General features: G+C 53.2%; 26 protein-coding genes. 5 read left to right on the top strand and 21 right to left on the bottom strand.

The genetic code is table 11. The features are described from left to right. Positions 1 to 34 precede the first annotated feature (34 nt). The 5 genes from GOM71_RS13025 to GOM71_RS13005 all read right to left on the bottom strand — a co-directional run bounded on the left by GOM71_RS13025 (position 35) and on the right by GOM71_RS13005 (position 3,890). Positions 35 to 802 carry an ABC transporter permease gene (locus tag GOM71_RS13025; protein ID WP_156281710.1) on the bottom strand — a complete coding sequence of 256 codons (768 nt, stop codon included), beginning with the start codon at positions 800 to 802 and terminating at the stop codon, positions 35 to 37. After that, positions 799 to 1,572, bottom strand: coding sequence for an ABC transporter ATP-binding protein (locus GOM71_RS13020; RefSeq protein ID WP_156281708.1), 774 nt, complete (start codon positions 1,570 to 1,572; stop codon positions 799 to 801). The genes GOM71_RS13025 and GOM71_RS13020 overlap by 4 nt, the downstream gene beginning before the upstream one ends. A 20-nt stretch (positions 1,573 to 1,592) precedes the next feature. Next, positions 1,593 to 2,459: a pentapeptide repeat-containing protein gene (locus GOM71_RS13015; RefSeq protein WP_156281788.1), complete on the bottom strand. Its 867-nt coding sequence runs from the start codon at positions 2,457 to 2,459 to the stop codon at positions 1,593 to 1,595. Between the two features lie 14 nt (positions 2,460 to 2,473). Next, positions 2,474 to 2,803 (bottom strand): PadR family transcriptional regulator, encoded by a 330-nt coding sequence (locus GOM71_RS13010; RefSeq protein WP_156281704.1) that lies wholly within the window; start codon positions 2,801 to 2,803, stop codon positions 2,474 to 2,476. Between the two features lie 376 nt (positions 2,804 to 3,179). Then, positions 3,180 to 3,890 (bottom strand): YHYH domain-containing protein, encoded by a 711-nt coding sequence (locus GOM71_RS13005; RefSeq protein WP_156281702.1) that lies wholly within the window; start codon positions 3,888 to 3,890, stop codon positions 3,180 to 3,182. Between the two features lie 161 nt (positions 3,891 to 4,051). Here GOM71_RS13005 and GOM71_RS13000 point away from each other — a divergent pair, with 161 nt between their 5' ends. From GOM71_RS13000 to GOM71_RS12990, 3 genes are all read left to right on the top strand, one after another. Then, positions 4,052 to 5,512 carry a stalk domain-containing protein gene (locus GOM71_RS13000; RefSeq protein WP_156281700.1) on the top strand — a complete coding sequence of 487 codons (1,461 nt, stop codon included), beginning with the start codon at positions 4,052 to 4,054 and terminating at the stop codon, positions 5,510 to 5,512. A gap of 726 nt (positions 5,513 to 6,238) precedes the next feature. Beyond that, entirely contained in the window at positions 6,239 to 7,492 is a 1,254-nt protein-coding gene (locus GOM71_RS12995; RefSeq protein ID WP_367649587.1) for a DNA polymerase IV, read from the top strand. Then, positions 7,489 to 7,962: a YhjD family protein gene (locus GOM71_RS12990; RefSeq protein WP_156281698.1), complete on the top strand. Its 474-nt coding sequence runs from the start codon at positions 7,489 to 7,491 to the stop codon at positions 7,960 to 7,962. Before GOM71_RS12995 ends, GOM71_RS12990 begins: the two co-directional genes overlap by 4 nt. Before the next feature lie 3 nt (positions 7,963 to 7,965). Here the strand turns inward: GOM71_RS12990 and GOM71_RS12985 are convergent, their stop codons facing one another. Next, entirely contained in the window at positions 7,966 to 9,255 is a 1,290-nt protein-coding gene (locus GOM71_RS12985) for a DUF2515 domain-containing protein (protein ID WP_253944823.1), read from the bottom strand. Positions 9,256 to 9,561: 306 nt separating this feature from the next. Here GOM71_RS12985 and GOM71_RS12980 point away from each other — a divergent pair, with 306 nt between their 5' ends. After that, positions 9,562 to 10,284 carry an SOS response-associated peptidase gene (locus GOM71_RS12980; protein WP_156281696.1) on the top strand — a complete coding sequence of 241 codons (723 nt, stop codon included), beginning with the start codon at positions 9,562 to 9,564 and terminating at the stop codon, positions 10,282 to 10,284. Between the two features lie 527 nt (positions 10,285 to 10,811). On the opposite strand, the gene GOM71_RS12975 is transcribed toward GOM71_RS12980, so the two are convergent. From GOM71_RS12975 to GOM71_RS12955, 5 genes are all read right to left on the bottom strand, one after another. Then, positions 10,812 to 11,099, bottom strand: a complete 288-nt coding sequence (locus GOM71_RS12975) for a stage VI sporulation protein F (RefSeq protein WP_156281694.1) — start codon at positions 11,097 to 11,099, stop codon at positions 10,812 to 10,814. Between the two features lie 69 nt (positions 11,100 to 11,168). Further along, a complete protein-coding gene (gene recG, locus GOM71_RS12970; RefSeq protein ID WP_156281692.1) occupies positions 11,169 to 13,229 on the bottom strand; it encodes an ATP-dependent DNA helicase RecG in 2,061 nt (686 codons plus the stop codon). An 11-nt stretch (positions 13,230 to 13,240) separates the two neighbouring features. Then, the gene (locus GOM71_RS12965; RefSeq protein WP_156281690.1) at positions 13,241 to 14,095 is read right to left on the bottom strand and encodes a DegV family protein; all 855 of its coding nucleotides are present in this window, start codon (positions 14,093 to 14,095) and stop codon (positions 13,241 to 13,243) included. A gap of 39 nt (positions 14,096 to 14,134) precedes the next feature. After that, a complete protein-coding gene (locus GOM71_RS12960; RefSeq protein WP_156281688.1) occupies positions 14,135 to 15,937 on the bottom strand; it encodes a DAK2 domain-containing protein in 1,803 nt (600 codons plus the stop codon). A gap of 27 nt (positions 15,938 to 15,964) precedes the next feature. Continuing rightward, complete coding sequence (locus GOM71_RS12955) at positions 15,965 to 16,321, bottom strand: Asp23/Gls24 family envelope stress response protein (RefSeq protein WP_156281686.1); 357 nt, start codon at positions 16,319 to 16,321, stop codon at positions 15,965 to 15,967. Positions 16,322 to 16,739: 418 nt separating this feature from the next. On the opposite strand from GOM71_RS12955, the gene rpmB reads away from it, so the two are divergent. Further along, the gene (gene rpmB / locus GOM71_RS12950; protein WP_015845317.1) at positions 16,740 to 16,928 is read left to right on the top strand and encodes a 50S ribosomal protein L28; all 189 of its coding nucleotides are present in this window, start codon (positions 16,740 to 16,742) and stop codon (positions 16,926 to 16,928) included. A gap of 119 nt (positions 16,929 to 17,047) precedes the next feature. Here the strand turns inward: rpmB and spoVM are convergent, their stop codons facing one another. The 10 genes from spoVM to def form a co-directional block, all read right to left on the bottom strand. Next, entirely contained in the window at positions 17,048 to 17,128 is an 81-nt protein-coding gene (spoVM, locus tag GOM71_RS12945) for a stage V sporulation protein SpoVM (RefSeq protein WP_010345573.1), read from the bottom strand. Between the two features lie 204 nt (positions 17,129 to 17,332). Next, positions 17,333 to 17,644 (bottom strand): hypothetical protein, encoded by a 312-nt coding sequence (locus GOM71_RS12940; protein ID WP_483311042.1) that lies wholly within the window; start codon positions 17,642 to 17,644, stop codon positions 17,333 to 17,335. 12 nt (positions 17,645 to 17,656) lie between these two features. Next, positions 17,657 to 18,301, bottom strand: a complete 645-nt coding sequence (gene rpe / locus GOM71_RS12935) for a ribulose-phosphate 3-epimerase (RefSeq protein WP_156281684.1) — start codon at positions 18,299 to 18,301, stop codon at positions 17,657 to 17,659. 5 nt (positions 18,302 to 18,306) lie between these two features. Next, complete coding sequence (gene rsgA, locus GOM71_RS12930) at positions 18,307 to 19,248, bottom strand: ribosome small subunit-dependent GTPase A (protein ID WP_156281682.1); 942 nt, start codon at positions 19,246 to 19,248, stop codon at positions 18,307 to 18,309. Next, complete coding sequence (gene pknB / locus GOM71_RS12925; protein WP_156281680.1) at positions 19,235 to 21,394, bottom strand: Stk1 family PASTA domain-containing Ser/Thr kinase; 2,160 nt, start codon at positions 21,392 to 21,394, stop codon at positions 19,235 to 19,237. Before pknB ends, rsgA begins: the two co-directional genes overlap by 14 nt. Further along, positions 21,381 to 22,163: a Stp1/IreP family PP2C-type Ser/Thr phosphatase gene (locus tag GOM71_RS12920; protein WP_156281678.1), complete on the bottom strand. Its 783-nt coding sequence runs from the start codon at positions 22,161 to 22,163 to the stop codon at positions 21,381 to 21,383. Before GOM71_RS12920 ends, pknB begins: the two co-directional genes overlap by 14 nt. 6 nt (positions 22,164 to 22,169) lie before the next feature. Next, positions 22,170 to 23,216 (bottom strand): dual-specificity RNA methyltransferase RlmN, encoded by a 1,047-nt coding sequence (gene rlmN / locus GOM71_RS12915; protein WP_156281676.1) that lies wholly within the window; start codon positions 23,214 to 23,216, stop codon positions 22,170 to 22,172. Between the two features lie 94 nt (positions 23,217 to 23,310). Beyond that, positions 23,311 to 24,828 (bottom strand): 16S rRNA (cytosine(967)-C(5))-methyltransferase RsmB, encoded by a 1,518-nt coding sequence (rsmB, locus tag GOM71_RS12910; protein ID WP_156281674.1) that lies wholly within the window; start codon positions 24,826 to 24,828, stop codon positions 23,311 to 23,313. Further along, a complete protein-coding gene (gene fmt, locus GOM71_RS12905) occupies positions 24,825 to 25,781 on the bottom strand; it encodes a methionyl-tRNA formyltransferase (protein WP_156281672.1) in 957 nt (318 codons plus the stop codon). Before fmt ends, rsmB begins: the two co-directional genes overlap by 4 nt. Before the next feature lie 4 nt (positions 25,782 to 25,785). Continuing rightward, entirely contained in the window at positions 25,786 to 26,271 is a 486-nt protein-coding gene (gene def / locus GOM71_RS12900) for a peptide deformylase (protein WP_156281670.1), read from the bottom strand. Positions 26,272 to 26,524 lie beyond the last annotated feature (253 nt).

Below are 26,524 nucleotides of genomic sequence, written 5' to 3'. Positions count from 1 at the left end.
TTTCATAATGATACCTTCTGTATGGTGAATCACATCAACCCCGCCTTTTATACGCTCTCATCGCAAAGAAATATGCCACTAGCATAATGCCTGCGCACCAGGCAAGCGCGATCCATATCTCATGACCTAACGGCTGGCCGGACAGCAGCGCGCGAACGGCTTCGACGATCGAGGTCACCGGCTGGTTTTCGGCAAAGACGCGAACGGCCGTCGGCATCGACTCGGTCGGAACAAATGCCGAGCTGATAAATGGCAGGAAAATAATCGGGTAAGAAAACGCGCTGGCGCCATCAACCGTTTTTGCGGACAGTCCGGCAATTGCTGCAACCCAAGTCAATGCCAGCGTAAACAGCGCGAGTATACCGGCCACTGCAAGCCATGACAGTATACCTGCGGACGAACGAAAGCCCATAATTAACGCTACAAGAATGATGATGAACACCGATATGGCGTTGGATACAAGCGAAGTCAGTACATGCCCCCAAAGCAAAGCGGAACGGGAAATCGGCATCGTGTGAAAACGTTCAAAAATGCCCCGTTGCACATCGGTAAAAAGGCGGTAAGCCGTGTAAGAAATGCCGCTGGCAATGGCCATGAGCAGGATGCCGGGCAGCAGGTAATTGACATAGTTATCCGTTCCGGACTGGATTGCGCCACCGAACACATAGACGAACAGCAGCATCATCGCGATCGGCATGATGGTCACCGTAATGATCGTGTCCATACTGCGGAAAATATGACGCATGGAGCGTCCCAGCATCACGCTGACGTCAATGAAAAAATGTTTTTTTACCGTGTTCATTTCCGTTCCTCCTTTTTGCCAACGATGGCGAGGAAGATTTCCTCTAATGTCGGCTGTTTTTCAACATACTCCACCTTTGCGGACGGGAGCAGCTTTTTCAGCTCCGAAAGTGTACCGCTCGCAATAATTCTGCCTTCATGCAAAATGGCAATCCGGTCGGCAAGCTGCTCTGCTTCTTCCAAATATTGCGTGGTTAACACAACGGTCATCCCCGTGTCGGCAAGCTCTTTAACTACCTTCCATACTTCGATGCGCGCCTCAGGATCCAAACCCGTGGTCGGCTCGTCGAGGAATAGAATTTGCGGATTGCCGACAAGGCTTAAGGCGATGTCCAGCCTGCGGCGCATTCCTCCCGAGTACGTGGACGCCCTGCGGTCAGCCGCTTCTGTAAGGCCGAATCGTTTAAGCAAATCGTCTGCTACCTGACTCGGGTTTTTGAGATAACGCAGCTTGGCAATCATGATCAGATTTTCCCGGCCGGTCAATATTTCGTCCACCGCGGCAAATTGTCCGGTCAGACTGATCGCTTGCCGCACATGGTCGGGTTTTGCAGCAACATCAAATCCGTTTACGATGGCGGTTCCGCTGTCAGGCCTGAGCAGCGTGGTGAGGATTTTGACCAGCGTCGTTTTGCCCGCCCCGTTGGAACCTAGGAGAGCGAAAATGCTCCCCTTCTCCACTTCAAAATCCACGCCCTTCAGCACTTGAAGCTGCCTGTAGGATTTATGCAGTCCTTTAACTTGAATGGGTTTGGTTTGCACGCTTTGCATCGGATTCCCTCCCTTAAAAATTAAATAACTGTCACTTTCGACAAATTGGCTTCCATGCCTTTGAGCAATGCATAGGTCAGTTTATCCATCGTTGCGCCGTCAAAGCAGACGGTTTTGATCATCCGATAGTACTTCTTCGTTAAAGTAAACCCAGGGTGGAAAGAAACATTATTCAATGTAGCGCCCTTGAACGAAGCTTCTGTTAACGCCGCTTTTTCAAATTTAACGCCGATAAACGTCTGTCCGTCAAAACGCTTCCCGCTCAGATCGGAGTACTTGAAGTCAACCCCTTCAAATGTACAGCCTTCAAAATTCGTTTTTCGAAGATCGGTCAGCGTCAACGTGACATCGGTCAACCTTACGCCTGTGAAATGAACGCCGTCGAGCCCCGATTTGCTGAAATTGGTTCGTACAAGAATCGACTTATTAAAGCTTGCATTGGTCAGGTCAAGCGCCTGAAAGCTGCAGTCTGTCAAATTCGCGCCGTCAAAATTAGCTTCGCGTACGTCGCTGCTCTTGAACGAACTGCCGGTCAAATCCGCGCCCGAAAAGTCGGAACCGTGCAGCGCGCTGCCTTTAAACTGACCTTTACGGGCCGTTACGCCTGCAAAGTCGCTTTGCGCCAGATTGCTTGCGTTAAAGTTTGTCAGTACTTGCCGTTCCAGCGAGCGGGAAAGATTGGCAACCTCCAATATCGTTTGCTCAATGTCGCCGATGCTCTCAACCGTCAACTTAAACGCTGTTTCCTCATCTTTGCCCTCGGCTTTGAGCTCACTGTACCGTTCCTGCAAATCGGAAAGCAGGTCAGCCTTTAATTCGTTGACGCTTTTTACTCCCTCATATGGTGTAAAAACGCCGTTCACATAGTTCGTCAATTTCTGATTCATCATTTCACATCTCCTTATAGTAAGTTTTCAAGCACTCGTTTGGCATACTCCCAGTTGCTTTTGTTGCGGGCGTACGTATCCTTGCCTTTTTCGGTGATCTTAAAATACTTACGCCGACCACCCTGCGATTCATCACCCCAATACCATTCGATATCGCCGTCTGCTTCGAGCCGCCGGAAGCTGGAATACATCGTCGCTTCCTTCAGTTCATATTCGCCGCCCGAGCGCTCGGCAATTAGCTTGACGATTTCGTAGCCGTAGCGGTCAGCTTCGGATAAGAGCCTTAGTATCATCGTATCTGTATGTCCGCGAAGCAGGTCTGATGTGATTTTGTTTTCGCTCATTTTATCACCCCCACATCAGCATCATACGATATATTACTGTGACAGTCAAGGTAATGTGCATGTTGAAATACCATATTTGAAAAAATATTTTTCACCGCCGGCTAGTTGAGGCAGTGATTTATGCTAAATAGCGCTGTCTCACAGCGTTATTTCTCGAAAAAAGCAGTGAAGACGGGGCGTTTTACGCTAAATAGCGCTGCCGTACAGCGATGCACTAATGAAATAGGGCCGCCCTTTAGGACAGCCCCTATTGTACATTTATAAAACAATTTCCTTACCAATTCACAACTGTATGCTAGTCTCTAAGAAAAACGGATACTGCCAACAATAAAAGGTCAGACCTATTAGCAGGCCTGACCTTTTATTAAAGCTTCTTTTAATTTGTTATATATACAGCAGTGTTGTCGATCGACTGTATTTTACCTTCAGCCCATTTAACCGATGCCCGGAACGGAAGGTAATAATTACCATCAACTTTGACGGCATTAAATCCTGTATATTTCCCGTCCAAATAAATTTTTCTACTTTCTGCATAGATCTTAATGGTATGATCGGTAGATTTTAAAATTACATTTTTAGAGTCATCGATTTCCAACTCATAATCGAATGCTTTTTTTAGATCTCGAATGTAAATATAGCTCGAGTTCTTAATGCTGATGAAATTTTGTTGAAGGCTTTGATAGGTATCATTAACATACAAGCTCAAATCAAGCTCAGTATAAACCGAACCGCTCTCTGTGTATCTTGTGCAATCCCATACTCGTTCATAGTAGATGTAATACTCGTCACTGGATTGGTATACATCTTTTACCTTTTTACAATACGGATAAGGTGCGCTCTCGTTATAAATGACTTTTTCTTTTGTGACCGAAGAGGAAGATGAACTGCTGCTATCTGAGCTCGAGCTGCTAGATCCACCGCCATTATGATAATGGTACCCCGAACATAAGCCTTTGCTTACCGATTTCGCAGAACAATTATGTCCTCCACTGCCATCTGTTCTGCCAGAATGTGCAGATACTCCGAATGGCAACATAATTGTGATTAAAACAGCTAAAACAATCGTACTGCTTAATAATTTTCTCATCTCTGACTCTCCTTAAATATGATTGTAAATTGTACCAAAACATATAATAAATATAAAGAGGAAGTGCAGCGGGTTATTTTCAGGAATAAGGATAACATTACCAATAATCCCATGATACAATAAAGACGTATTCTCATTTTAAATATGTAGGTGAATCATTTATGAAATCTAGCTCCGTTTGCTTTTTGAAAATATGTATCTTAGTTTCATTCGTGACTATCATTCTTGGATCCCCTAGCGTTCAAGCGCAATCGGCTGCCGCCAACTCTTGGGGTTGGAAAGAAATTGCCGTAGGTGTTACCCACAGTCTGGGCATTAAAAATGACGGAACCGTGTGGCAGTGGGGAGATACGACAACCTACCGTGGATCTGCAGGTTCAGAAACCAATTTATCTGCCCTCATCCCTGAAAAAGCACCTGGTTTAACTGATATCGTTCAAGTAGCTGGCGGGCAGGTACACTCTTTAGCGCTTGAAAGAGACGGAACCGTTTGGACATGGGGCGGCAATCACTCCGGCCAATTAGGTGATGGAACTACGGTCAGCCGAACTACTCCTCAAAAGGTGAGCGGCTTAACGGACGTCGTTTCCATCGAAGCGGATTGGACTCGAAGCTACGCAGTCAAGAAAGACGGAACCGTATGGGGATGGGGTGAATTTACCGATACCCCTGCACAGTTAATAGGTTTCGAAAACATTGTTTATATTTCCGCCGGTTACGGAAGTTTCATGGCTCTAATGTCGGATGGAACCGTTTGGTATTTATCCGATAAAGCAACCCAAGTAGCTGGGGTGAAAGATATCGTACAAATCGCTGTAGGAGCCGAGTATACTTACGGTTTGAAAACCGACGGGACCGTCTGGTTTTGGGGATCGAATGGCGATACCTTTTCTCGTATTAATGGGGTCTCCACAGCTAATGCATCTGATCCCCAATCTCTTCAAGGCGTCACAGATGTCGTTTCCGTTCAAGCGTCGGCTGGCGGACCTCTGCTGCTTAAAAAAGATGGGACCGTGTGGGCGAGCGGTGTCAATGCAGCCGGGCAATTGGGTAACGGCACTTATGATTCAAGCGATATACTTGTTCAGGTAATTGGATTGAAAAAAATCAATCGAATTGCAGCTCACGGGATCGGATATCGTTCGATGGCTATTCGATCGGATGGGATTTTATGGTCATGGGGTAAAGGATACACAGGCGACGGAACAACTGTGAATCGACGAACTCCGGTTGCAGTTCCAAGTTTCATTAACCAAATCATTGAAAAGGATCCTATATTCGTTGAAGTTGACGGAACGATTTTGCAATTCGAACAACCGCCCATCGCGCGCAATAATCGGACATTAGTGCCGCTAAGAACGATTTTCGAAGCATTGGGAGCGGATGTTCAATGGAACTCGGCAACCTCGACCATCAAGGCTGCGAAAGGCGATATTTCTGCCGTACTGGTTATTGGCGATTCCATTGCGATCGTGAATGGAAAGAACGTCGTTTTGGATACACCTCCGACGATCGAAAACAACTATACGCTTGTCCCTGTTCGCTTTATTAGCGAGGTCTTCGGAGCAAACGTCACTTGGGAAAAGAATAACAAGACTATTGTCATCAAATCGATGCAATGATGATGCTATCAAACAATAAAAAGCTGACTTCCTTTATACAGAAGTCAGCTTGTTCCATATCATGAAGGCTAGATATAGCGGCAGTTCCCGCTCCCGGTCTGTACTGCTCCCCCGCTATAAAACGGTACCTCTTCAAACGGGACCGCAAAATTATGCGGTCATGAACTAGTTATTTGCTAATTGCTATACAAGATGAAGGTTATACACTCATAACACCGCATGTCCCACAATGAGGACAGCATTTATTTTCAATCTTACTGCACGCAAGACAATAAATTTTACCGCAGCCGATACAGCGGCCTGGTTTTTGAATGTCGTATTTGTTTTGGCAGTTAGGGCAAAGTTCTTGACTCATATTGATTACCTCCTAGTTGGTTTAATCTGTATATTCGACAACAACCTATAAAATCCCTTTTCGTTTCATAGTACATGCTGTCCAGCCGTATTACCGATCAGTTTGTTAGTAGGAATTGGATTCGTGATACTGCTAACATCAATGGGTTGAATGTGAAACAAAAGCTCCTGACCGAAGTGGTCAGGAGCTTTTGGTTTTTTGACGTTCCACGGATCTTATTTTTAAATCTTCACCTTGATCGCGATCATACAAATAGTCTTCTCTGCCACACTCTCCCCTGTCTAAAATTCCCTTCATCCCCCTATTGCATACCGAACATACATTCGGTATATAATAAACAAGAACATACATTCGTATCGAAGGTGGGAATAGTGGAACGAACCATTATGCTGATCGACTGCCAGTCCTTTTACGCGTCGGTTGAGAAGGCGGCGCACCCGGAGCATCTGAACGATCCGGTTGTCGTAGCCGGGGATCCGACCCGCCGATCCGGCATTATTTTGGCCGCTTGCCCGATTGCCAAGAACTACGGCGTCGTGACGGCCGAGACGCTCGGTCAGGCGCTGGCCAAATGTCCGAACCTCGTCGTCATTAAACCGCGCATGCAATTGTACATCGATGTTTCTCTTATGATTACCGGCATTTTCAAAGGCTACACCGATTTGGTCGAGCCCTTCTCGATCGACGAGCAGTTTCTTGACGTCACCGGTTCTGCCGCCTACTTCGGCACGCCGGAGCAGATCGCGGTCCAGATTCAGACGAAAATCATGCTGTATACCGGCGTTTGGTCGCGGGTCGGCATCGGCCCGAACAAAATTTTGGCCAAAATGGCAACAGATATTTGGGCGAAAAAGAACGCCGAAGGCATTTTTACGCTGCCGAAGCCGGATATTGAGCGGCTGCTGTGGCCGCTGCCAGTGAACAAAATGTTCGGCGTCGGCTCGCGCATGACCGCCCACTTCCAGCGGATGGGCATCCATACGATCGGCGATATCGGCAGCATGCCGCTCGCTGAGCTGAAGCGCCGGATGCACGCCCGCATGGGCCGGAACAGCGACATTCAAGCCGAGCTGTACTGGCAAACGGCCAACGGCATCGATCCGAGCCCCGTGAAGCCCGACACGCACGACGCTCAGCAAGCGGTCGGGCATCAGATGACGCTGCCGCGCGACTACGCCGAGCCGCATGAGATCGATGTCATCCTGCTGGAGCTAAGCGAAGAAGTGTGCCGCCGCTGCCGGGCCAAAGGCTACATGGGGCAAGTCGTTGCAGCCGGCGCGCAAGGCGCCGACTTCGACCGGCCTACCGGCTTTTTCCGCCAGATGACAGTGCCCGATCCGACGAACATTGCAAGAGAAGTATTCGCCGCCGCCAAGTCGCTTTTTTACGCGCATTGGGATCGGCTGCCCGTCCGCAAGCTCGGCGTCACGCTCTCGAAGCTTGTTCCGGACGATCAGTACCAGCTTACGCTGTTCGGCAACCGAGAGAGAGAACGGCGATTGGAGCGAACAACCGACGCCATCCGCAATAAATTCGGAACGACCTCGATTTTACGAGCTTCTTCACTGCTGGATGCCGCGCAAGCCCGCGAGCGCAGCATTAAAATTGGAGGGCATTATAAATGAGCAAAAAATTAGAAGGAAACGGCCGCTGGGAATCCAGCCGCATGATGCTGCCTGAACATCGGGAGCAATATTTGCATCAGCGCGAGCCGAAGGTCGCCAAGCCCGTCCCGGTTCCCGTCAAAGAGGAACTGGAACTCATTCGCGACTTCGTGCTGCTGCCGATGATGCTGAACATCGTAGACAAAAACTGCAGGGACATCGAGTTATCCTTCTATTCCATGAAGGCGTTGTATATGAAAGCCTCCCAGGTGCTGATGAATCGAATCGAAACCGACTTGGCTTCAGTTCGCAGACAGCTGAAGGAACGGAATATTCGCGTGTTTCAGGACGAAATGGAAAGCGAAGGCGGCGCGATTCATTACCGCTTCGTATGCCGCGGCTACGAAGACCGCTTCTCGATGATCCGCGACGCGGCGCGCGCGGAGATCAGCGTGCGCATCGCGAAATATATTGCGAGGATGTTTCGGTAGCCTCTACGGCTGCCGCTCCTTCCCTCCGTTCAGAAGGACGGTCAGCTCGATCCGCTTTAACAGCAGGCTGTACTCGCTTGTCAATTCGAAGGACGGAGGAAGCGGCAGCTCGCAAAAATACGGCTCGACATCCTCAGCCCGCTCGAACCAATCGCCCGGCTCGGAAGGCGCAAACGGCTGATCCGGCCACGCATCGGCAAGCTCAGGGCTATAAATAGCCGGAGCGCCGGGGCGAAGCTGCGCGCCGGCGAGCCGCTCGGAATAAGGCTGCTGTTCCGGTTGCCGGAGCGTACTGAACAAATCCGGCAAATAATCCGAGCGCGAGCCGCTATGCGGGATAGCGCCCGCGAAAGCAAGCGCGCCTTCCGCAACGCGGGGAACGCCGAATAGCACTGCATACAGCCTTTTGCCGAATTCAATCCGCTCGTGAAGGCTTTGAAACCGCTCGATGACGAGGCCGGCCAGGCGGGTCTCTCCGCAATACTGATAAGGAAGCAGAACGGCGTTCAGTTGAAGCCATGGCAGCACATTAAAAAAGAGCGTGTCGATGACCCGCTTGCGGAAATACGGCTGCTGCACGACCCGCTTCTCAATGTAATTTTGCTCGTTGACGATGAGCGCAACCGTTAACGGCACAGGGTCCCTCTCACGCCAGAAGGCGGTCCACACCGGAGCCATAAAGCGCGAAACCCCAAACGCCGGCAGCAGATGAAACAGCGGCTGCTGTTGCTTCAAGCTATGCTCATACAAGAGCAGCTGCGGATAGGCATCGTGGAAAATTAAAGCGTTCGACCGCTCTAAAAAATGAAACAAATCGCGCCGTTGTTGTTCATTCAACAAGCGCGGCAGCCAATCGCCTTGAATGTCCGTCATATTCCAGCCGCCGTTGCGCGAGACGAAATGGGCCAGCATCGCCCACTCCAGCTCCGGATAACGGTTAAACAGGAGCCGGTAAGCTTCGGCGCGCGTCACATTGTTCCGGTTCAAGCTGGAAGTTTCACTCTGAATTCGCTCAATGAGAGCGAGCTCCTCCCCGCTTAATTCGGCATGCTGCTGCGGCGAAGTCTGCGGAAGCTGCCGCCAGGCGGCGGACAGCGAAGAAACCGCTTCCGGCATAAGCCGAAGCCCGAGCTGCCGATGCGGCGCGGCGAAAGCTTCGGCAGCCATTTTTCGCGAAAGCGCAAGCTCCCGCCTCCTGCTTGCCGCCAAGCGGATGGCGGCGATTGGCCATTGCAGCAGCCGCAGCAGCCAAACGCCGCTTTTTCGCACAGCGATCGGCAGGCGCCTCTTCATGCTTACCCCATATCCCGCCCCTCCTGTCGTCCAGTCGTCCAGCCTCTTCTGCATAGGATATCCAATGTTGCGCAAGGAATGTACAGCAGGGCGTCGAATAGGAAAACTAGAGCAAAGAAATGACAAGCTCGTTAAGCGAGAGGACAATGCTTATGATTAATTTTCGAATTAATTTGTATATAGCTGGCGACAGGAAAGTAATTGTGCATGCTTTGCAAGATAATAATTACACGGAGTGGCTGTCCGTCTCCATGGGGATCACATCATGTAAACAGCTTAGCAGCCGCCCGGAAAGGAGCGCATTCCATGTGCGGAAGATATACAATTACTGTCTCGCTTGAGGAGCTGATGCTCCGCTACATGATTGGAGCCGTCTCGGTCCCCTATCATAGGCCGAAATATAATGTCGCGCCCGGACAAATGGTGCTCGCCGTCGTCAACGACGGTGAACAGAATCGCCTTGGCGAGCTCAAATGGGGACTTATCCCGCCTTGGGCGGACAGCCCGAAGGTCGGCAATATGATGCTGAACGCCCGTGCCGAGACTGCGGCTGCAAAGCCGGCTTTCCTAACGCCGCTGCGGCGCAAGCGCTGCCTCATCCCTGCCGACGGCTTTTACGAGTGGAAGAAGGAAGCCGGCGGCAAAACGAAGCAGCCGATGCGCATCGTCCGCAAGGATCGCTCGATTTTCAGCATGGCTGGCCTTTACGAAACGTGGAAAGCGGCCGACGGCACGACGATTAACAGCTGCACCATTATGACGACGGCTCCCAATTCGCTTATGGCTCCCATCCACGACCGAATGCCGGTCATACTCCGACCGGAGGACGAGCCCTTCTGGCTTGACCGATCCGTGCAGGAACCGTCGGCGCTAGAGAGACTGCTGCGCCCTTACGCCTCGGAAGAGCTCGAAGCTTACCCGGTAACCTCATCGGTCGGCAGCGTCCGCTATGACGAGCCCGACTGCATCGAGCCTATCACACTGACAGCAACAGATCCTGACGAAAACGAGCAGCTCGGGTTATGGTAACCTGGACTGCTCGTTTTTGTAGTATTGGCGGCGACTTTGCCGCCTCGGTCTCATGAAGAGCGAACAGCGAACCCGCTTCGCTGTATTGCGAAGCCAAGTTCGCTGTTGAGATTACTTTGGCGCAGATTTCTACGGACAACGAACCCAGTTACGCTATTGGTGAAACAACTTTCGCTAATAGCGAAATATCGTTCGCTATTGGCTCACGAGCTCCAATAAACTGCCCAATAACGAACCTCGTTTCGCTATACTGCGAATCAGCTTCGCTAATCCGGATACCACACCGCATAACGAACCTCGTTTCGCTATACTGCGAATCAGCTTCGCTAATCCGGATACCACACCGCATAACGAACCTCGTTTCGCTATACTGCGAATCAGGTTCGCTAATCCGGATACCACACCGCATAACGAACCTCGTTTCGCTATACCGCGAATCAGCTTCGCTAATTCGCCCCTCCCAGCACCGCTTAACCGCCAATTCAACTAAACAAACGGCGAGCCCGAAATCGGGCTCGCCGTTTAAGCTATCGGAACATGCTCCATAGCTTCAGCAGATGGAACGTATTGTTCGGATCTATTTTTTGCGCCAATATAAAAGTAATGATCTGATCTTCCTGCGTATCCGTCAGCTGCTCCGACAAAATCGAAGCTGCCGATTTGACCAGCTTCTTCACCTTCGAGCGATCCTGCAAATCATACTTTGTTACGTTGCCCAGCAGCAGCCGCATCCGGTCCTTTATGACCGGATTTTTCATTTTGAGCTTGACGCGTTCGACCAGTTGCGGCCGAATGCCGTACTTTTGATAACTCATGGGCGGGCACACACCTCCATCCGGCATTCCTAATCGTTAAACTATATGCCGTAAAGGAGAAGATGTTGCTTAATCCAGCTGCTCGCCCTGAAAAATTTGATCCTTCTGCAAATAGGCCCGGACACGCGCATAAGCGGGATTCGTCCAAAAATCGTCCAGAGCGCACAGCTCCGCGGCATCGTCGCGAGCCATCTCCAGCTCCTCGAAATCCGACGCCATGTCGGCGATCCGAAACTCCGGCAGACCGCTCTGCTTCGTACCGAAAAAGTCGCCCGGCCCGCGCAGCTCCAAATCCCGCCGCGCGACCTCGAAGCCGTCGTCGGTCTCCGTCATCACCTTCATCCGCTCGCGCCCTGTCTCCGACTTCGGATCGGCGACGAGAATACAATGCGACTGGTGCGCGCCGCGTCCGACGCGTCCGCGCAGCTGATGAAGCTGCGACAAGCCGAATCGTTCCGCGTCCATAATAATCATGAGCGTCGCATTCGGCACATCAACGCCAACCTCGACGACCGTCGTCGCAATGAGCAGCTGCGTTTCATTCGCGCCGAAGCTGCTCATCACCGCATCCTTCTCCGCCGCGGACAGCCGGCCGTGCAGCAAGCCGACCTTCAAATCGGGAAAAGCCTGCTGCATTTGCACGAACAGGTCAATCGCGTTTTGCACATCCAGCTTGTCCGATTCCTCGATCAGCGGACAAATGACGTATGCCTGCCTTCCCTCGTCGACCTCGCGGCGAATAAAGCCAAGCACGCGGTCCATCATCCCGTGCTTCACCCAATATGTCTTGATCGGCTTGCGCCCATGCGGCCGCTCGCGAATCGTCGATACGTCCATATCGCCAAACGCCGTAATCGCAAGCGTGCGCGGAATCGGCGTCGCCGTCATCGTCAGCACGTCGGGATTAAGCCCTTTGCGGCGCAGCACGCTTCGCTGATTGACGCCAAAGCGATGCTGCTCGTCCGTTACGACAAGACCTAGGCTGCGAAAAAACACGTCGTCTTGAATAAGCGCATGCGTGCCGACGACGATATCAATCATCCCCATTTGCAGCCCGGCAAGCAAATCCCGGCGCTTCCGCTCCGTCAGGCTGCCAGTCAGCAGCCCAACCTCGATGCCGGTGCCGTCGAACAGCTTCTGCAGCGAGCGCAAATGCTGCTCCGCCAAAATTTCCGTCGGCACCATAAGCGCTCCCTGATGCCCCGCTTTAACGGTGCAGTACAACGCGATGGCAGCTACAACCGTCTTGCCCGAGCCGACATCGCCCTGCAGCAGCCGGTTCATCGCCGCAGGATGGCGCATATCGGTCATAATTTCATTGACGACCTTCTTCTGCGCATCCGTCAGCTCGAAAGGAAGCGTAGCGGCAAACTGCCGAATCGTCTCGCCGTTTACTTTATGTACAATGCCGTCTCCCCGCTTGCGATTGAGCGCCCGGTACGCCTGCAGCTTCACCTGAAACAGAAACAGCTCCTCGTAGACCATGCGCCGCCGCGCCTCTTGCCCCTCGCGAATATCGCCAGGCTGGTGAATCTGCAGCACAGCGTCCCGCCGCGGCATTAACCGGTGCCGCTCCGTCAGCTCATGCGGCAGCGCTTCCTCGAGCATCGCTCCGAATTGCGCCAGCGCTTGTCCGATCGTCTTGCGCATCCATGACTGCGTAATGCTGCCTCCGACCGAATAAATCGGCTGCAGCGTTCCTGATTTGGAAGCCTTCCCGGTTCCCTCTTTATCGAGAAATTCCGATTCCGAGACCGTCATCTGCAGCCGATGCTGCTCCCACTTGCCCGTAATCATAATTTCCCGGCCCGGAACCATATGGCTTTGCAAAAAAGGCCGATTGAACCATACGCCCGTCACCAGTGCGTGTTCCACTTCAATTTTGCACGTAAGCCGTGACTTGCCTTTACCGTAACGCTGCAGAATGCCGTTGCCGCGTATAATGCCCTGCACCGTTATTTTCTCGCCATCCTTGGCCTCGCCAAGCTCGCGAATCCGATAATCCTCATATCGATATGGAAAATAGTCCAGCAAATCGGCGACCGTCTGAACGCCAAAGGCGTGAAGCTCCTGTTCCTTCTGAGCGCTCACGCCTTTAATTTGCCGGACCGAAATTTCATCCAGCTTCATCGTAATCTACCTCACACTCTGCTCATAAACACGGCGGATGTGCCAGGGCCGACATGCACACCTACGACCGCTCCGATGGTTGTAAAATCGACCGACTGCACGTTGAACCGGCTCTTCACCTGCTCGCACAGCTCCATAGCGATTGCATCGCCATGGGTCCATGCGATCGTTACGTTTACAGGATCGTTGCCGAACGCCTGATCCAGCATCTCTAAAATGCGGGCCATCGCTTTTTTCGTGCCGCGCTGCTTATCGACCGAATACACCGTGCCTTCCTTGTCTAAGGACAAGATCGGCTTAATATTAAGAATAGAGCCAATCAGCGCCGAAGCTCTGCCGATACGGCCGCCCTTCTGCAAATATTCCAGCGTATCTACCAGAAAGAAAAGCTCCGTATCTGTTGACATCCGCGCAATTTCCGCCAGTATGTCTGCTTTCGAACGGCCTTCCGCCGCCATTCGAGCCGCAGCAACTGCCCGCATGCCCGCGCCGTACGAAGCCGACTTGCTGTCGATGACCGTAATATCGGCCTCTTCCTCCAACATCGACTTTCCGATCAATGCCGATTGGTACGTGCCGCTAACCGCTCCCGACAGCGTAATTACGATAATAGACGCGCCTGGATCCTGCTCTAACACCCGCTCATACGCTTCCTGAAATTCGGAAGGCGTAGGCTGCGAAGTCGTCGGCATAACCGGTGAGACCGCCAGCTTCTCGTAAAACTGCTCGGAGCTGATCGTCACGGCGTCCATATACGTTTCTTCGCCAAACAGCACCTTAAGGGATACCATCTCGATGCCTAGCTCTGCGCGTACGTTAGCCGGAATATCGCTAGTGCTGTCGACGACTACTCGAACCTTCCCCATACGTTCTACCTCCCCCACATCATTCCAAACCCGCAATCGTTACTCGACTGCAAACAAATAAGGGTAAAGCGGCTGTCCGCCGTCATGCACCTCAAGCTCCGCATCCGGATACGTCTCGGCAACCCATGCGCACAGCGCTTCCGTCTCGCCATCCTCCGCGTCTTCTCCGGTCAGAACCGTTACCAGGTCGCCGCCAGACTCCAGCATGCTGGCAAGCAGCAGACGGCAAGCGTCCTGCAGCTCCTTCGATGAAGCAACGATCGCTTTCTCCTTAATGCCGATATAGTCGCCTTCGCGAATATCGATGCCGTCAATCGACGTATCGCGCACCGCGTGCGTTACTTGTCCAGACAGCACCTGCTCGGCCGCATTTTTCATCCATGCGGCGTTGCGCTCGGCGCTCTCGTCTTCCTTGAAAGCAAGCAATGCCGCAAGCCCCTGCGGAATCGTCTTCGTTGGAATGACGGTTACGTTGCGCTCGCTGAGCTCCGCAGCTTGTTCAGCTGCAAGAATAATGTTGCCGTTGTTCGGGAGCAAGTAAATATGCTCCGCAGGAAGCGACTCAATCGCCTTCACGAAATCTTCCGTGCTCGGATTCATCGTTTGACCGCCGGAGAGCACAATATCAACCTCGTTGCCGAGGAAAATGTTCGAAATGCCCTCGCCCATCGCTACCGCGATGATGCCAAACGGCGCCCACTCATGAACCTGCTCCGGCGGAACGCCTTGCGCAGACGAGCCTGCCAGCAGCTCAGCCGACGAAATATCGCCAGTCAGCGCGTATTCGGCAACAGGAGCAAACGGCTCAGCAGAAGGCTCGTGTTCCAGCAGATCGCGATGCTGCTCGCGCATGTTCAATATATGCATATCCGTCAACTCGCCGTACGGCAGCGCCAAGTTAAGCACATCGCCGGGACGGCGGGAATGGACATGCACTTTGATAATATCGTCATCCACTATGACGAGAATGGAATCGCCGTCCTTTTCCAACGCTTTTTTGAAAGCGGATTCATCAAAAAACGGCACAGCTTTCCCGCCTAATTTGCGGTTGATGAAGAACTCCATATCGTATAAAAACTCAATCGCTTCCGTCGACAGGCGCGATTGCGCAGAAGTTGGCGACGCTGTCAGCCTCGGCTCTACAATCGGTTGGGCAACTGCCACTTCCTCAGGAGCCGCCGCCTCCGATTGAATCGGATAAGCATCTTGCAGCATTCCGTTCTCAGCTTCGTTCAAGCTATGGACAAAGCCTTCATAAATGAAGACCAGCCCTTGGCCGCCCGAATCGACAACTCCGACTTGTTTCAAGATCGGAAGCTGCTCTGGCGTGCGTTGCAGCGCTTCGTTCGCCTTCGCATGCACCTCGCGCATCAATTCGACGACGTCGTTCGTGCGGCGGGCGAATTGCACCGCATGCTTGGCCGCTTCTTTTGCAACGGTAAGTATAGTCCCTTCAACCGGCTTGACGACTGCCTTGTAGGCCATATCGACACCATTCTGAAGCGCTGCGGCAATTTGAACCGGTCCGGCTTCTTCATGAGCAGCCAGCGCTTTGGAGAAGCCCCGGAACAGCTGGGACAAAATAACGCCGGAATTGCCTCTTGCACCCATCAGCAATCCTTTGGACAAAGCTTCAGTCGCCTTGCCAAGATGCGCCGAAGGCTTGCTCCGAAGCTCGCGAACCCCCGATACAATCGTAAGATTCATATTCGTTCCCGTATCTCCGTCAGGCACCGGGAACACATTCAATGCATTCACCCGGTCTACATTTCGTTGTAAATAATCCGCACCGAGCAGTGCCATGGCGGTAAAATCAGATCCGTTAATGGAGCGCTTACTCAACGACAATTCCCCTTCCTGCTACTATGACTATGATACCCTTACGTCTTGAACAAATATATGAACCTGATCGACTTGCAGGCCAATGACTTCGTTAAGCACATACTTCACTTTTGACTGAATGTTATGAGCGACTTCGGAAATTTTCGTTCCGTAGCTAACGATGATGTGCAAATCAATTTGCAGCTTGTCATTTTCTCTTCGCACTTCAACGCCCCTGGACATATTATCTCTTCCAAGCAGCTCGGCAATGCCGTCCTTCAGCTGCTTGCGGGACGCCATCCCGACCAATCCATAACAATCCATGGCTGCGGAGCCTGCTATGACGGCAATGCAATTATCGGTTACGAAAATTTGTCCAAGTTCAGTGCTTAATTGCAGTGGCATGGAAGATAACACTCCTTACATCAGGATCTTTGAGTGGAACTCAAAGTCACTCCTTATTGTGTATATTATGGACTATATACCATTGTACTATAAACCTTGCTTATAGAGAAGTGCGCCTGCAAAAACGTTTATTCGCCTATCTGAAAATGTTCCGGTCTCCGGCACTTTTTAAGTTGCTGTACCGAGACAATTGTGATACGATATTCAAGTGTGTTTATGTGCAGGCTTTTCTCTCGGTTCATACAAGCCATGGTTGCTTTCTTAAAGTTCTTTTCGAAATTGAATGCAGCACGCACAAACTTTATCGCTCATGCAACCATGCCGTTTTGCGCTGGAGCCGCTTCGGCTGAAGCGCAGCTCCGAGACGCAAAACTTAAAGCGCATGCTAACGAAGTAGGCTTTTGAAGGAGGTGTACACATGTCCCGCAAATGTTTCATTACTGGCAAATCGCCTGGTACAGGCAACCACGTATCCCACGCTAACAACAAAAACCGTCGTTCTTGGGGTGTAAACGTGCAGAAGGTTCGCATCTTGGTTGACGGCAAACCGAAACGCGTTTACGTCAGCACTCGCGCGCTGAAATCCGGCAAAGTTACTCGCGTATAATTTTTATGGCCTTCCCCTGGAGCAATCCGGCGGCGAGCGGCCAACGTAAAAAAGCACCTGAGCCTTCAGGTGCTTTTTTTTCGTATAAACCACGATCTTTGCCGAAGGCTGCTGCAGTCCTAATTTTTTTGGAACGTATTCAATATAGCTTTGACGAACCCGCCCAAAAATTTCGGCAGCTTGATCGTGTAAAATTTCATGCCCCATCCCTCCCCAGACAACTCGTCGTACGTTGATCTAATCCTTTTGAATGTCGCGGCCATCCTCGCGATCGTCACACGCCAGCGGCTAACGCCTTCCATTAGCGGTGTAAAAAAAAATGGCTACACGAACCTTCGTTCATGTAACCATCCTATGCGCCATATAGTCGTCCTATTCCATTGCAAACGCCCACAAAACCGCGGTTATACGGATGGAGAAGCGACGCTTGGATCATTTGTTGTCATGTAGAAGTAGGCAGAGTAACAAACAAGAAAAATAAAAAAGAACACCAGCGCGGTTGCAATGAATGCTCCCCTTGCGCCCCATCGCTCATACCGTTTGAAAAAGCGGAGAACGAGGAACAGCGCCAGCAGCGAGAAAATAAACTTCACAACCGCAGTCAAGATCGAAAACAGGCCAAGCAGCACGCCGGAAGCAGCCGCATACAAAATGACCCATATCGCCGTCTTCCATTTCGGCTCTTCGAATTGCTCTGACGGGTCCTTCATAGCCAAAGGACGTCCCTCCTATCGGAGCGCGGCGATTGCCGCTGCGCGATCTTTCTCCCCGAACACGGCATTGCCGGCAACGAGCACGTTCGCGCCAGCTTCAACGACGAGCTTGGCTGTTTCGCTGTTAATGCCGCCGTCCACTTGCACATGCACATGGCCAAGGCCGCGAACATTTAGCATTTGACGAAGCTGACGAAGCTTCTCCAGCGATTGCCGGATAAACGATTGTCCGCCAAAGCCGGGGTTAACCGTCATAATAAGAACGAGATCCAGATCGTCTACAATGTTCTCGATCGCCGATAACGGAGTTGCCGGATTAAGCGCGACCCCCGCCGGCAGGCCCAGCTCTTTAATCTGATGAACCGTCCGGTGCAGGTGAAGGCATGCTTCCGCGTGAACTGTAATCCGGTCCGCTCCCGCAGCCGCATAGCTGGCGATCGAAAGCTCAGGGCGCTCGATCATCAAATGCACGTCAAACGGCAGCTTTGTCGCCGAACGTACCGCGCCGATGACAGGCGGTCCGAAAGTCAGATTCGGCACGAATTGCCCGTCCATGACGTCGACATGAATCCAATCCGCTCCGGCACGGTCCGCCTCTTTAATTTCTTCTCCAAGCTTGGCGAAATCCGCCGATAAAATCGATGGTGCGATAATAGCCATTACAGTCAGTACCTCCGCTTTTTCTCTTTCATTTCGGTTAAAAAGGCAACATAATGCTGATGTCTGCTGCTTGCGATCGAGCCATCCTCGACCGCTTTCAGCACGGCGCAGCCCGGCTCATGCACATGGGTGCAGGCGCGGAATTTGCAGTCTGGCGACAGCTCCCGCATTTCGCGGAAGCAATAGCCGAGATCCTCAATGCCCAGCTCGGCAAAATCAAGCTGGCTGAAGCCAGGCGTATCGGCAACATAAGCGCCGCCAATCTCGATCAATTCAACATGGCGCGTCGTATGCTTGCCGCGGCCCAGCCTGTTGCTGATCTCGTTCGTCTCCAGCGTCAAGCCCGGCACGATCGCATTTAACAATGACGATTTGCCTACGCCCGACTGGCCGGCGAAAACAGCAGTATGGCCCTTAAGCCGCTCGTGAAACGATTCGATTCCTTCTCCGCGCCGCGAGCTCGTTCCGTATACTTCGTAGCCGATAGCCCGATAGATCCGGTTGACCGCAGCAGCCGCTTCGGAAGCTTCCTCGGTCCATTCGCCGTCCCGTTCCAAGTCCTGCTTGCTGAGACAAAGCACAGCCTCGATTCCGGAATGCTCGATATGAACGAGAAACTTGTCCAGCAGCTGCAAATTCAAGGTCGGCTCCGTTACGGAGAACACAAGAATTGCCAGATCGATATTGGCAACAGGCGGACGGATAAGCTCGGAGGAACGGGGCAGTATTTGCTCCACCGTTCCTTCTCCGTTCTCCGTCAAGCTGTATACCACATCGTCGCCGACAAGCGGCGTAATGCCCCGCTTCTTAAACACGCCGCGCGCGCGGCATTGCACAGTTGCTTGCCCCTCGTTCTCGGAATCCCCCGCATCGGCGTCCGGCAGCACATAATAATAACCGCTAAGCGCCTTCACGATCCGTCCCTTTAGCTCATTATTGCTGGACATCTGTTGTCTCTCCGTCGCCATCTGTCTGTCCTTCCTGATCAGGTTCCGTTGTGGCAGGCTCCGCCTCTTCTTTCGGAGAAGGAGGCGGAGTCGCTATTTCCGTGCCAGGTATCGACAGTGTTGAGGAGCCTGCGCCCTGCACGATTTCTTCATAGGTGATCGTCTTCGAATCGACAAATTGCCCGTCGCGGTATACCGTCACCCTTGCTTCGGTATCCGGCGACAAAATGACTTTTACAGGGAACGTCTGCATCTCTTGAATCTGCCTTTTGCCCCACTCGATATTGTCGCCTCGCGCATCGGTGTAAACAATTCTCACTTCGCTCGTCTTGCCGGCTTCGGCAGGGGATATCGAGATATTGAACTGATGCTCCCTCGCATCCTCCGGCGGACCGGAGCTAACGCGAATCGACACCTTCGCTCCCTTCGACACCGGATCTTTAGGCTCATAAGGATCGGACTCGATGACAATCCCTTTTTTCACAACATAGCTTGGTTCGTACAAAATATCATCCTCGTTCAGCACCAGCTCGTGCGCCTTCAGCTCATCCTTCGCCTCGGCGACTGTCTTGCCGATCAAATTCGGCATTTCGATCTTTTCCCGACCTTTGCTGACCATAAACTTCAGCTCGACCGCTTTCGGATCGAATTCCGTGCCGGCGTCTGGCGATTGCGAAATGATCGTGCCCGGCTCTTCCTCGCTGAATACCTCTTCCACTTCAAAAACGAGCGAATCGTCCACATTGACGCCAAGCGCGGATAATTCGTCCTTCGCCGCCTGCAGCATCTTGCCTTTATAATTGGCGAGCTTCTCAAGCACAGCGCCGTCGCTCACCGACAAATGAATAAACGAACCTTGCTTCACCCGCATATTCGCTTTCGTCTGCTCATAGACCTCACCGGCCGGTATATCGCCCATAAATTCGCGAGTCACGGGATCTTCGACCTTCAGCCCCTTCGCTTCAATCGCGGCGCGGGCATCCGATTCCTGCATGCCTACGACATAAGGCACGTCCACTTCGGGAACGTCAAGCTTCTTCAGCACAGCGGAAAAACCCCAAACAAGCAAAGCGAGCGCAACCAGCGTAACGAGCACAATCGTCGTCGGGCGCTTCCAGCCCTTTTGCTTTTGCTCAGCCAGCCCTTCTTCCTTCCATTGAACGTCGTTCTTCTGGGAAGAGGACGAGCGTTCCCGCTCCAGCCGTTCCACAGGAGGCGGCGGCACAGCCGGCGATACCGGACGGAAATCGCCCCGGATTGCCGGCATAACGCGCGTCTCATCCATATCGCTGTCGCTGACAAACGTCGCTTTCGGCTCGTTCAATCGTTCCGGCTTAAGGCAACTGTCGAGATCAATCAGCATCTCGTGCGCGGAATCGTAACGCTCCGACTGGTTTTTTCGCGTTGCTTTTAAAATAATATTTTCGACGCTTTGCGGAATATGCGGATTCACGAGTCTAGGCGCCTCAAACTCCTCTTGCAAATGCTTGAGCGCTACGCTGATCGGGCTTTCGCCGAGAAACGGCAGCTTGCCCGTCAGCATCTGATAAATAACGATGCCAAGCGAATACAGGTCGGATTTCTCCCCCATGCTTACGCCCTTCGCATGCTCCGGCGAAAAATAATGCACGGAACCGACGACAGAGCCCGTCTGCGTAATCGTCGAAGAAGTAACCGCGCGGGCAATGCCGAAGTCGGTTACTTTGACTCTGCCGTTCTTCCCGATCAAAATATTGTGCGGCTTAATGTCGCGGTGAATAATATGGTTATGATGCGCGTGATCAAGCGCATCGCAAATTTGCACGGCGATACGCACCGCCTCATCGGTCTGCAGCGGCGCCCGTTCTTGTATAATTTCATTTAAATTATTGCCTTCGATATATTCCATGACGATATAATGCGTATCGTCCTCTTGCCCGACATCATAGATGCTCACGACATTGGGATGAGAGAGCGATGCCGCCGACTGCGCTTCGCGCCGGAAACGGCGAATAAACTCCTCATCGTGAACAAATTGCTGGCGCAGCACTTTGACTGCAACGTTCCTGTTAAGCAAAATATCATGCGCTTTGTAAACGAGAGCCATGCCGCCCCCGCCAATGCGTGTTAAAATCTCATAACGTCCGCCAAGATCATGTCCGATCATCTGTTGTCACCCCCTCGGTTGTGACGTTATTATCCGCTTGAATAAGCACGACCGTTATATTGTCGTCCCCTCCGGCATGAAGCGCCAGCTGGATCAAATGCTCCGCTTTGTCGCTAAGCTTCGGCCCATCCTCTTGAACGGTGCGCAGCAGCTGCTCGTCGCTAACCATATTCGTCAAGCCGTCGCTGCAGAGCAGCAGCACGTCGCCTGCCGCAAGATCCGTCGTCAAAATATCGACCGTCACTTGAGCGTCGGTTCCCACCGCGCGGGTAATGACGTTGCGGCGCGGATGGTGAGCCGCCTCCTCCGCGCTCACTTGGCCGGATTTGACGAGCTCATTGACAAGGGTATGATCCTCGGTGAGCTGCACGATGCCGTTCTCCGCAATCTGATAAACCCGGCTGTCTCCGATATGGCCGATAATCGCCCGCTCATCCAATAGCAGCGCAGCGACGATCGTCGTTCCCATATTGTAATATTGCTCGTTGCGGGAAGCCATGTCGTAAACGACGTCATTCGCTCCGACGATCGCCTGTCGAATGAGCATTTTTCCCTCTTCGACCGTCAATCCGGCTTTTGCTGCAGACTTCTCCATCCGGTCGCGGAACGTATTGACCGCGATTTGGCTCGCGACGTCTCCCGCCTGATGACCGCCCATACCGTCGGCAACGATGGCTAGCGTCGCGCCGTTCTCAAGCGTTCCCGCCCAGTGGCGGTCTTCATTTATTTGACGAATTCGTCCAATGTCACTTCGGCTTGCCGTTATCAACCGTCATCACCTCGTAGTGGACTCCATATGTTTCGCCCTCAATTGGCCGCAAGCGGCTGCAATGTCGTGGCCTTGCTCCCTGCGAATCGTCGCGTTGATTTTGTTGCGTTCCAGAATGCGCTGGAATTCAAAGATATCCTCGCGCGGCGTGCGCACGTAATTGCGTTCCGGCACATGGTTGACCGGAATCAGATTGACGTGGCACAGCATCCCCTTCAATACGTCAGCAAGCTCTTGCGCATGCTCGGGACGGTCGTTGACGCCGCCGATCAAAGCGTATTCGAACGTAATGCGGCGGCCGGTCTTCGCGATATGGTTGCGGCAAGCCGCCATAACGTCCTCGAACGGGAAGCGGCGGTTGACCGGCATCAGCTTGGAACGAAGCTTGTCGTTCGGCGCGTGAATCGAAATCGCGAGGTTGATCTGCGTATTTTCTTCCGTAAATTTATACATGCTCGGCACGATGCCGCTTGTCGAGACGGTAATATGGCGCTGGCCGATATTCAAGCCCTTCTCGTGAATCATAATGCGAAGGAACGCCATCGTCGCGTCATAATTTTCGAATGGCTCGCCCGAGCCCATAATAACGATGCTGGATACGCGCTCGTTAGTGGCGTCGAGCATCTGCTGCGCGGTTACGACCTGAGCGACGATCTCGCCGGCCGTCAGGTTCCGCTTCAAGCCGCCAAGCGTCGATGCGCAGAACGTGCAGCCGATCCGGCAGCCGACCTGCGTCGTAACGCAAATGCTGTTGCCGTAATCGTGGCGCATAATAACGGTCTCGATCGCATGGTTGTCATGCAGGCCGAACAGAAACTTCACGGTTCCGTCCTTCGATTCAAACTTCGTAATTTCCGTCAGCGTCACGAATTGGAAATGATCCTCCAGCTTGTCGCGCAGCGCTTTCGGCAAGTTCGACATATCCTCGAAGCTTTTCACGCGCTTAACGTACAGCCAGTCGAACAGCTGGCCGCCGCGAAACGCCGGCTCGCCGTTCTCCTTCATCCAATCCTGAAGCTGTTCAAGCGTATAGTCATAAATAATAGGTTTCATCGTTTTTTATCACACCTGACTCTAATATAGCGCGGACTTTCGCTCCGCTGATGATTTATTTTACCACAAACGCCCATGCACAGCTACAAGCTGGCTACGGGCGTTTGCGCATGCGCGCGATGAAGAAGCCGTCGCTGTCAAAATGATGCGGGAGCAGCTGCGCTTGGCCGTCAAACCGCTCGTCCAGCACGCCCGCTTGCCGCAGCGGCTGAAGCACCGCTTCCGGCCATTCGGCGTCGAGCTGAAACTCCGGATGATCGGCTAGAAAGGCAGCGACCTGCTGCTCGTTCTCCGCCTTCTCGATCGTACAGGTGCTGTAAACGAGCACGCCGCCCGGCTTAACCAAGCCGGCTGCGGATTGCAGCAGCTTGCGCTGGATCGCTGCGATTTCAGTGACATCGCCCGCCGTCTTCGTCCATTTGATTTCCGGCTTGCGGCGAATAACGCCAAAGCCGGAGCAAGGCGCATCCAGCAGGACGACGTCCAACGACTCTGCTGCAAATCGCTCGCCGAGCGCCGAAGCGTCGCCGGTTATAGCTTCGATATTGGCAAGTCCAAGCCGATCGGCCTGGGATTCAATAAGCTGACGCTTGTGCGGATGCAGGTCGTTTGCCCACACCTTTCCTTTGCCGCCCATCAATTCGGCCAGATGGGTCGACTTGCCGCCCGGCGCTGCGCAGCAATCGAGCACCGCCATACCCGGCTGCGGCGAAGCGACTTCGGCGACGAGCATCGAGCTCTCGTCCTGGACGGTCCAGCGGCCTTCGCGGAAGCCTTCGGTATCGGCAAGATTGCCGCCGCGCCGAACGGCGATACCCGCTGGAGCGAGCGGGGAAGGCGCCGCGTCGATGCCCTGTTCCGCCAACTGGCGAAGCGCCTCTTCCCGCGATTCTCGCAATGGATTGACGCGAATGCTCGCATGCGGCGGCTCATTGCCCGCCGCGCACATCGCTTCGGCCGTTTGTTCGCCGTAAGCGTCAATCCAGCGCTTCACGAGCCATTCGGGATAAGAGTGGCGAAGCGCGATTCTCGCGACCGGATCGTTATCGTTTATTGCCTTAACGGTCAGCTCGGCGCGATTGCGGTCGATGCTGCGCAGAATGCCGTTGACCATTCCCGAGATGCCTTGATGGCCGCGCCGTTTGGCGATCGTCACCGCTTCATTCACCGCCGCATGGGCCGGTATCCGGTCGAGGTACAGCAGCTGATACGCGCTCATGCGCAGCAGCTGATGCACCCACGGCTCCAGCTTGCGCAATCCTTTGGCGGCAAATTTGCCAAGCCAATGGTCGAGCGTGAGCTGCCGCTGAATCGTGCCGTATACAAGTTCAGTAGCAAGGGCCGCGTCCGCCCGCTGAAGCTGCGCGTCCTGCAAGGCGCGGTTAAGCTGCAAGTTGCTGTAAGCGCCCGTCTCCGCCACTCGGACTAGCGTGTCGAGCGCAAGCTCTCGCGGCGTCAACGCCCGTTTCGCGCGCGGCGCTTGGCTAGGCGCGCCGGAAGCGCGTCCGCCTTTGGCTTGTCCGCCGTTACCCCCGCCTTTGCGGGCTTGGCTGTTGTTTCCGCCGTTGCGGGCCGCGGTTTTGTTTGCTTTACCGTTTATCTGCTCACTCATTGCGGTTCGCTCCCAAGCATCGTTCCGGCAGGAAGCTTCGACCCCGCGAGCCATTCCGCCGCAGTCATCATACGCTTGCCGGACGGCTGAATGTCGAGCAGCGTCAGCACGCCGTCTCCGGTTTGCACCGCAATGCCGCGCGCGCTTGCTTCAAGCACCGTTCCTGGAGTTGCAGCGGATGAACCAGCCGCAGATCCGGCATTCGGATTTTCGCATTTCCATATTTTAAACACTTCGCCCTGGAGTGTCGTGAAAGCGCCCGCCATCGGAGACAATCCGCGCACCTGGTCGTAAATTTGACGCGCCGACCGGCTCCAGTCGATCCGTTCGTCGTCGCGGGTCAAGTTAGGCGCGTAAGTCGCCTGCTCGTCCGCTTGCGGCACCGCCGTAATCTCCCCGGCGATAAGCGCAGGCAGCGTTCTGCCGAGCAGCTCGGCGCCCGCTGCGCTAAGCTTCTCAAACAGCGTGCCCGAAGTATCCTCGTCTGTGATCGACACTTCTACCTTGCTGATCATATCGCCGGTGTCGAGACCTTCCGCCATATACATAATGGTGACGCCCGTCACCTTCTCGCCGTTCATAATCGATCGCTGAATCGGCGCGCCGCCGCGATATTTCGGCAACAGCGAGCCGTGCACGTTAATGCAGCCGAGCCGCGGCAGCTCAAGCACCGCCTTCGGCAATATTTGGCCGTAGGCGGCAGTAACGATCAAATCTGGCTGAAGCTCGGCAATAGCGGCAACCGCTTCCGGACTGCGCATCCGTTCCGGCTGCAGCACCGGCAGTCCGAGCGCAAGCGCCGCTTCCTTCACAGGCGGCGGCGTCAACGTCCGCTTGCGGCCTTTCGGCCGGTCCGGCTGCGAGACGACTGCGGCGATTTCATAACCTTGCTCGAGCAGCAAATGCAGGGACGGCACGGCAAATTCCGGCGTCCCCATAAATACGATACGCATTTCGTTATTCGCCGCCTTTACGTGTTCTCTCCGAAATGTCATAGACGCTTTCGGCCAGGTCGGTAAACAGAATGCCGTTCAAATGGTCGACTTCATGCTGGAAAGCGCGCGCCATAAAGCCTTTCGCTTCTACCGTAAAAGGCGTTCCGTCCGCACGTTGGCCGCTTACGACAACACGGTCGGCGCGGCGTACATCGCCGTTCAAATTCGGAATGCTGAGGCAGCCTTCCGGACCGAACTGCTCTCCGTCCTGCTCGACAATGACAGGATTGACCATCTCGATCAAGCCGGTCTCATCGCCGATATCGACAACGATTACCCGCTTCGAAATGCCAACCTGAGGCGCAGCGAGGCCGACGCCTTCTGCGTCATACATCGTTTCCGCCATATCTTTGAGCAGCTTAGCGAGGTTGGCATTAAATTTAGTTACCTCTTTTGCCGGCTCGCGCAATACCGGATCCGGATCTTTTACAATCAGTCGAATAGCCATAATATAGTTCCCTTCCTTTATTACCTCACGGGTATTTGGTGTTTGTTAGCTTAGTAGTTCTAGAGAAAATAACGCTTCGCGAAAGTGTTATTTTTACGAAATCTGCAAAATAAGCAGTAATAGCACGTCGACACAGCGTTATGAGACCGATTAAACCGAAAAACACGCTGCATGTCGTGATATAACGCGGCTCCGCAGCTCTATTCAGCCCTCAACGGAAGAATGTGGCGAAATAACGCTTCGCGAAAGCGTT

The sequence above is a fragment of the Paenibacillus sp. NEAU-GSW1 genome, from assembly GCF_009737085.1.
Classification (GTDB): Bacteria; Bacillota; Bacilli; order Paenibacillales; family Paenibacillaceae; genus Pristimantibacillus.
Note: the sequence above shows the minus strand (reverse complement) of the source record. Positions and strands in the feature narration are given on the sequence as shown.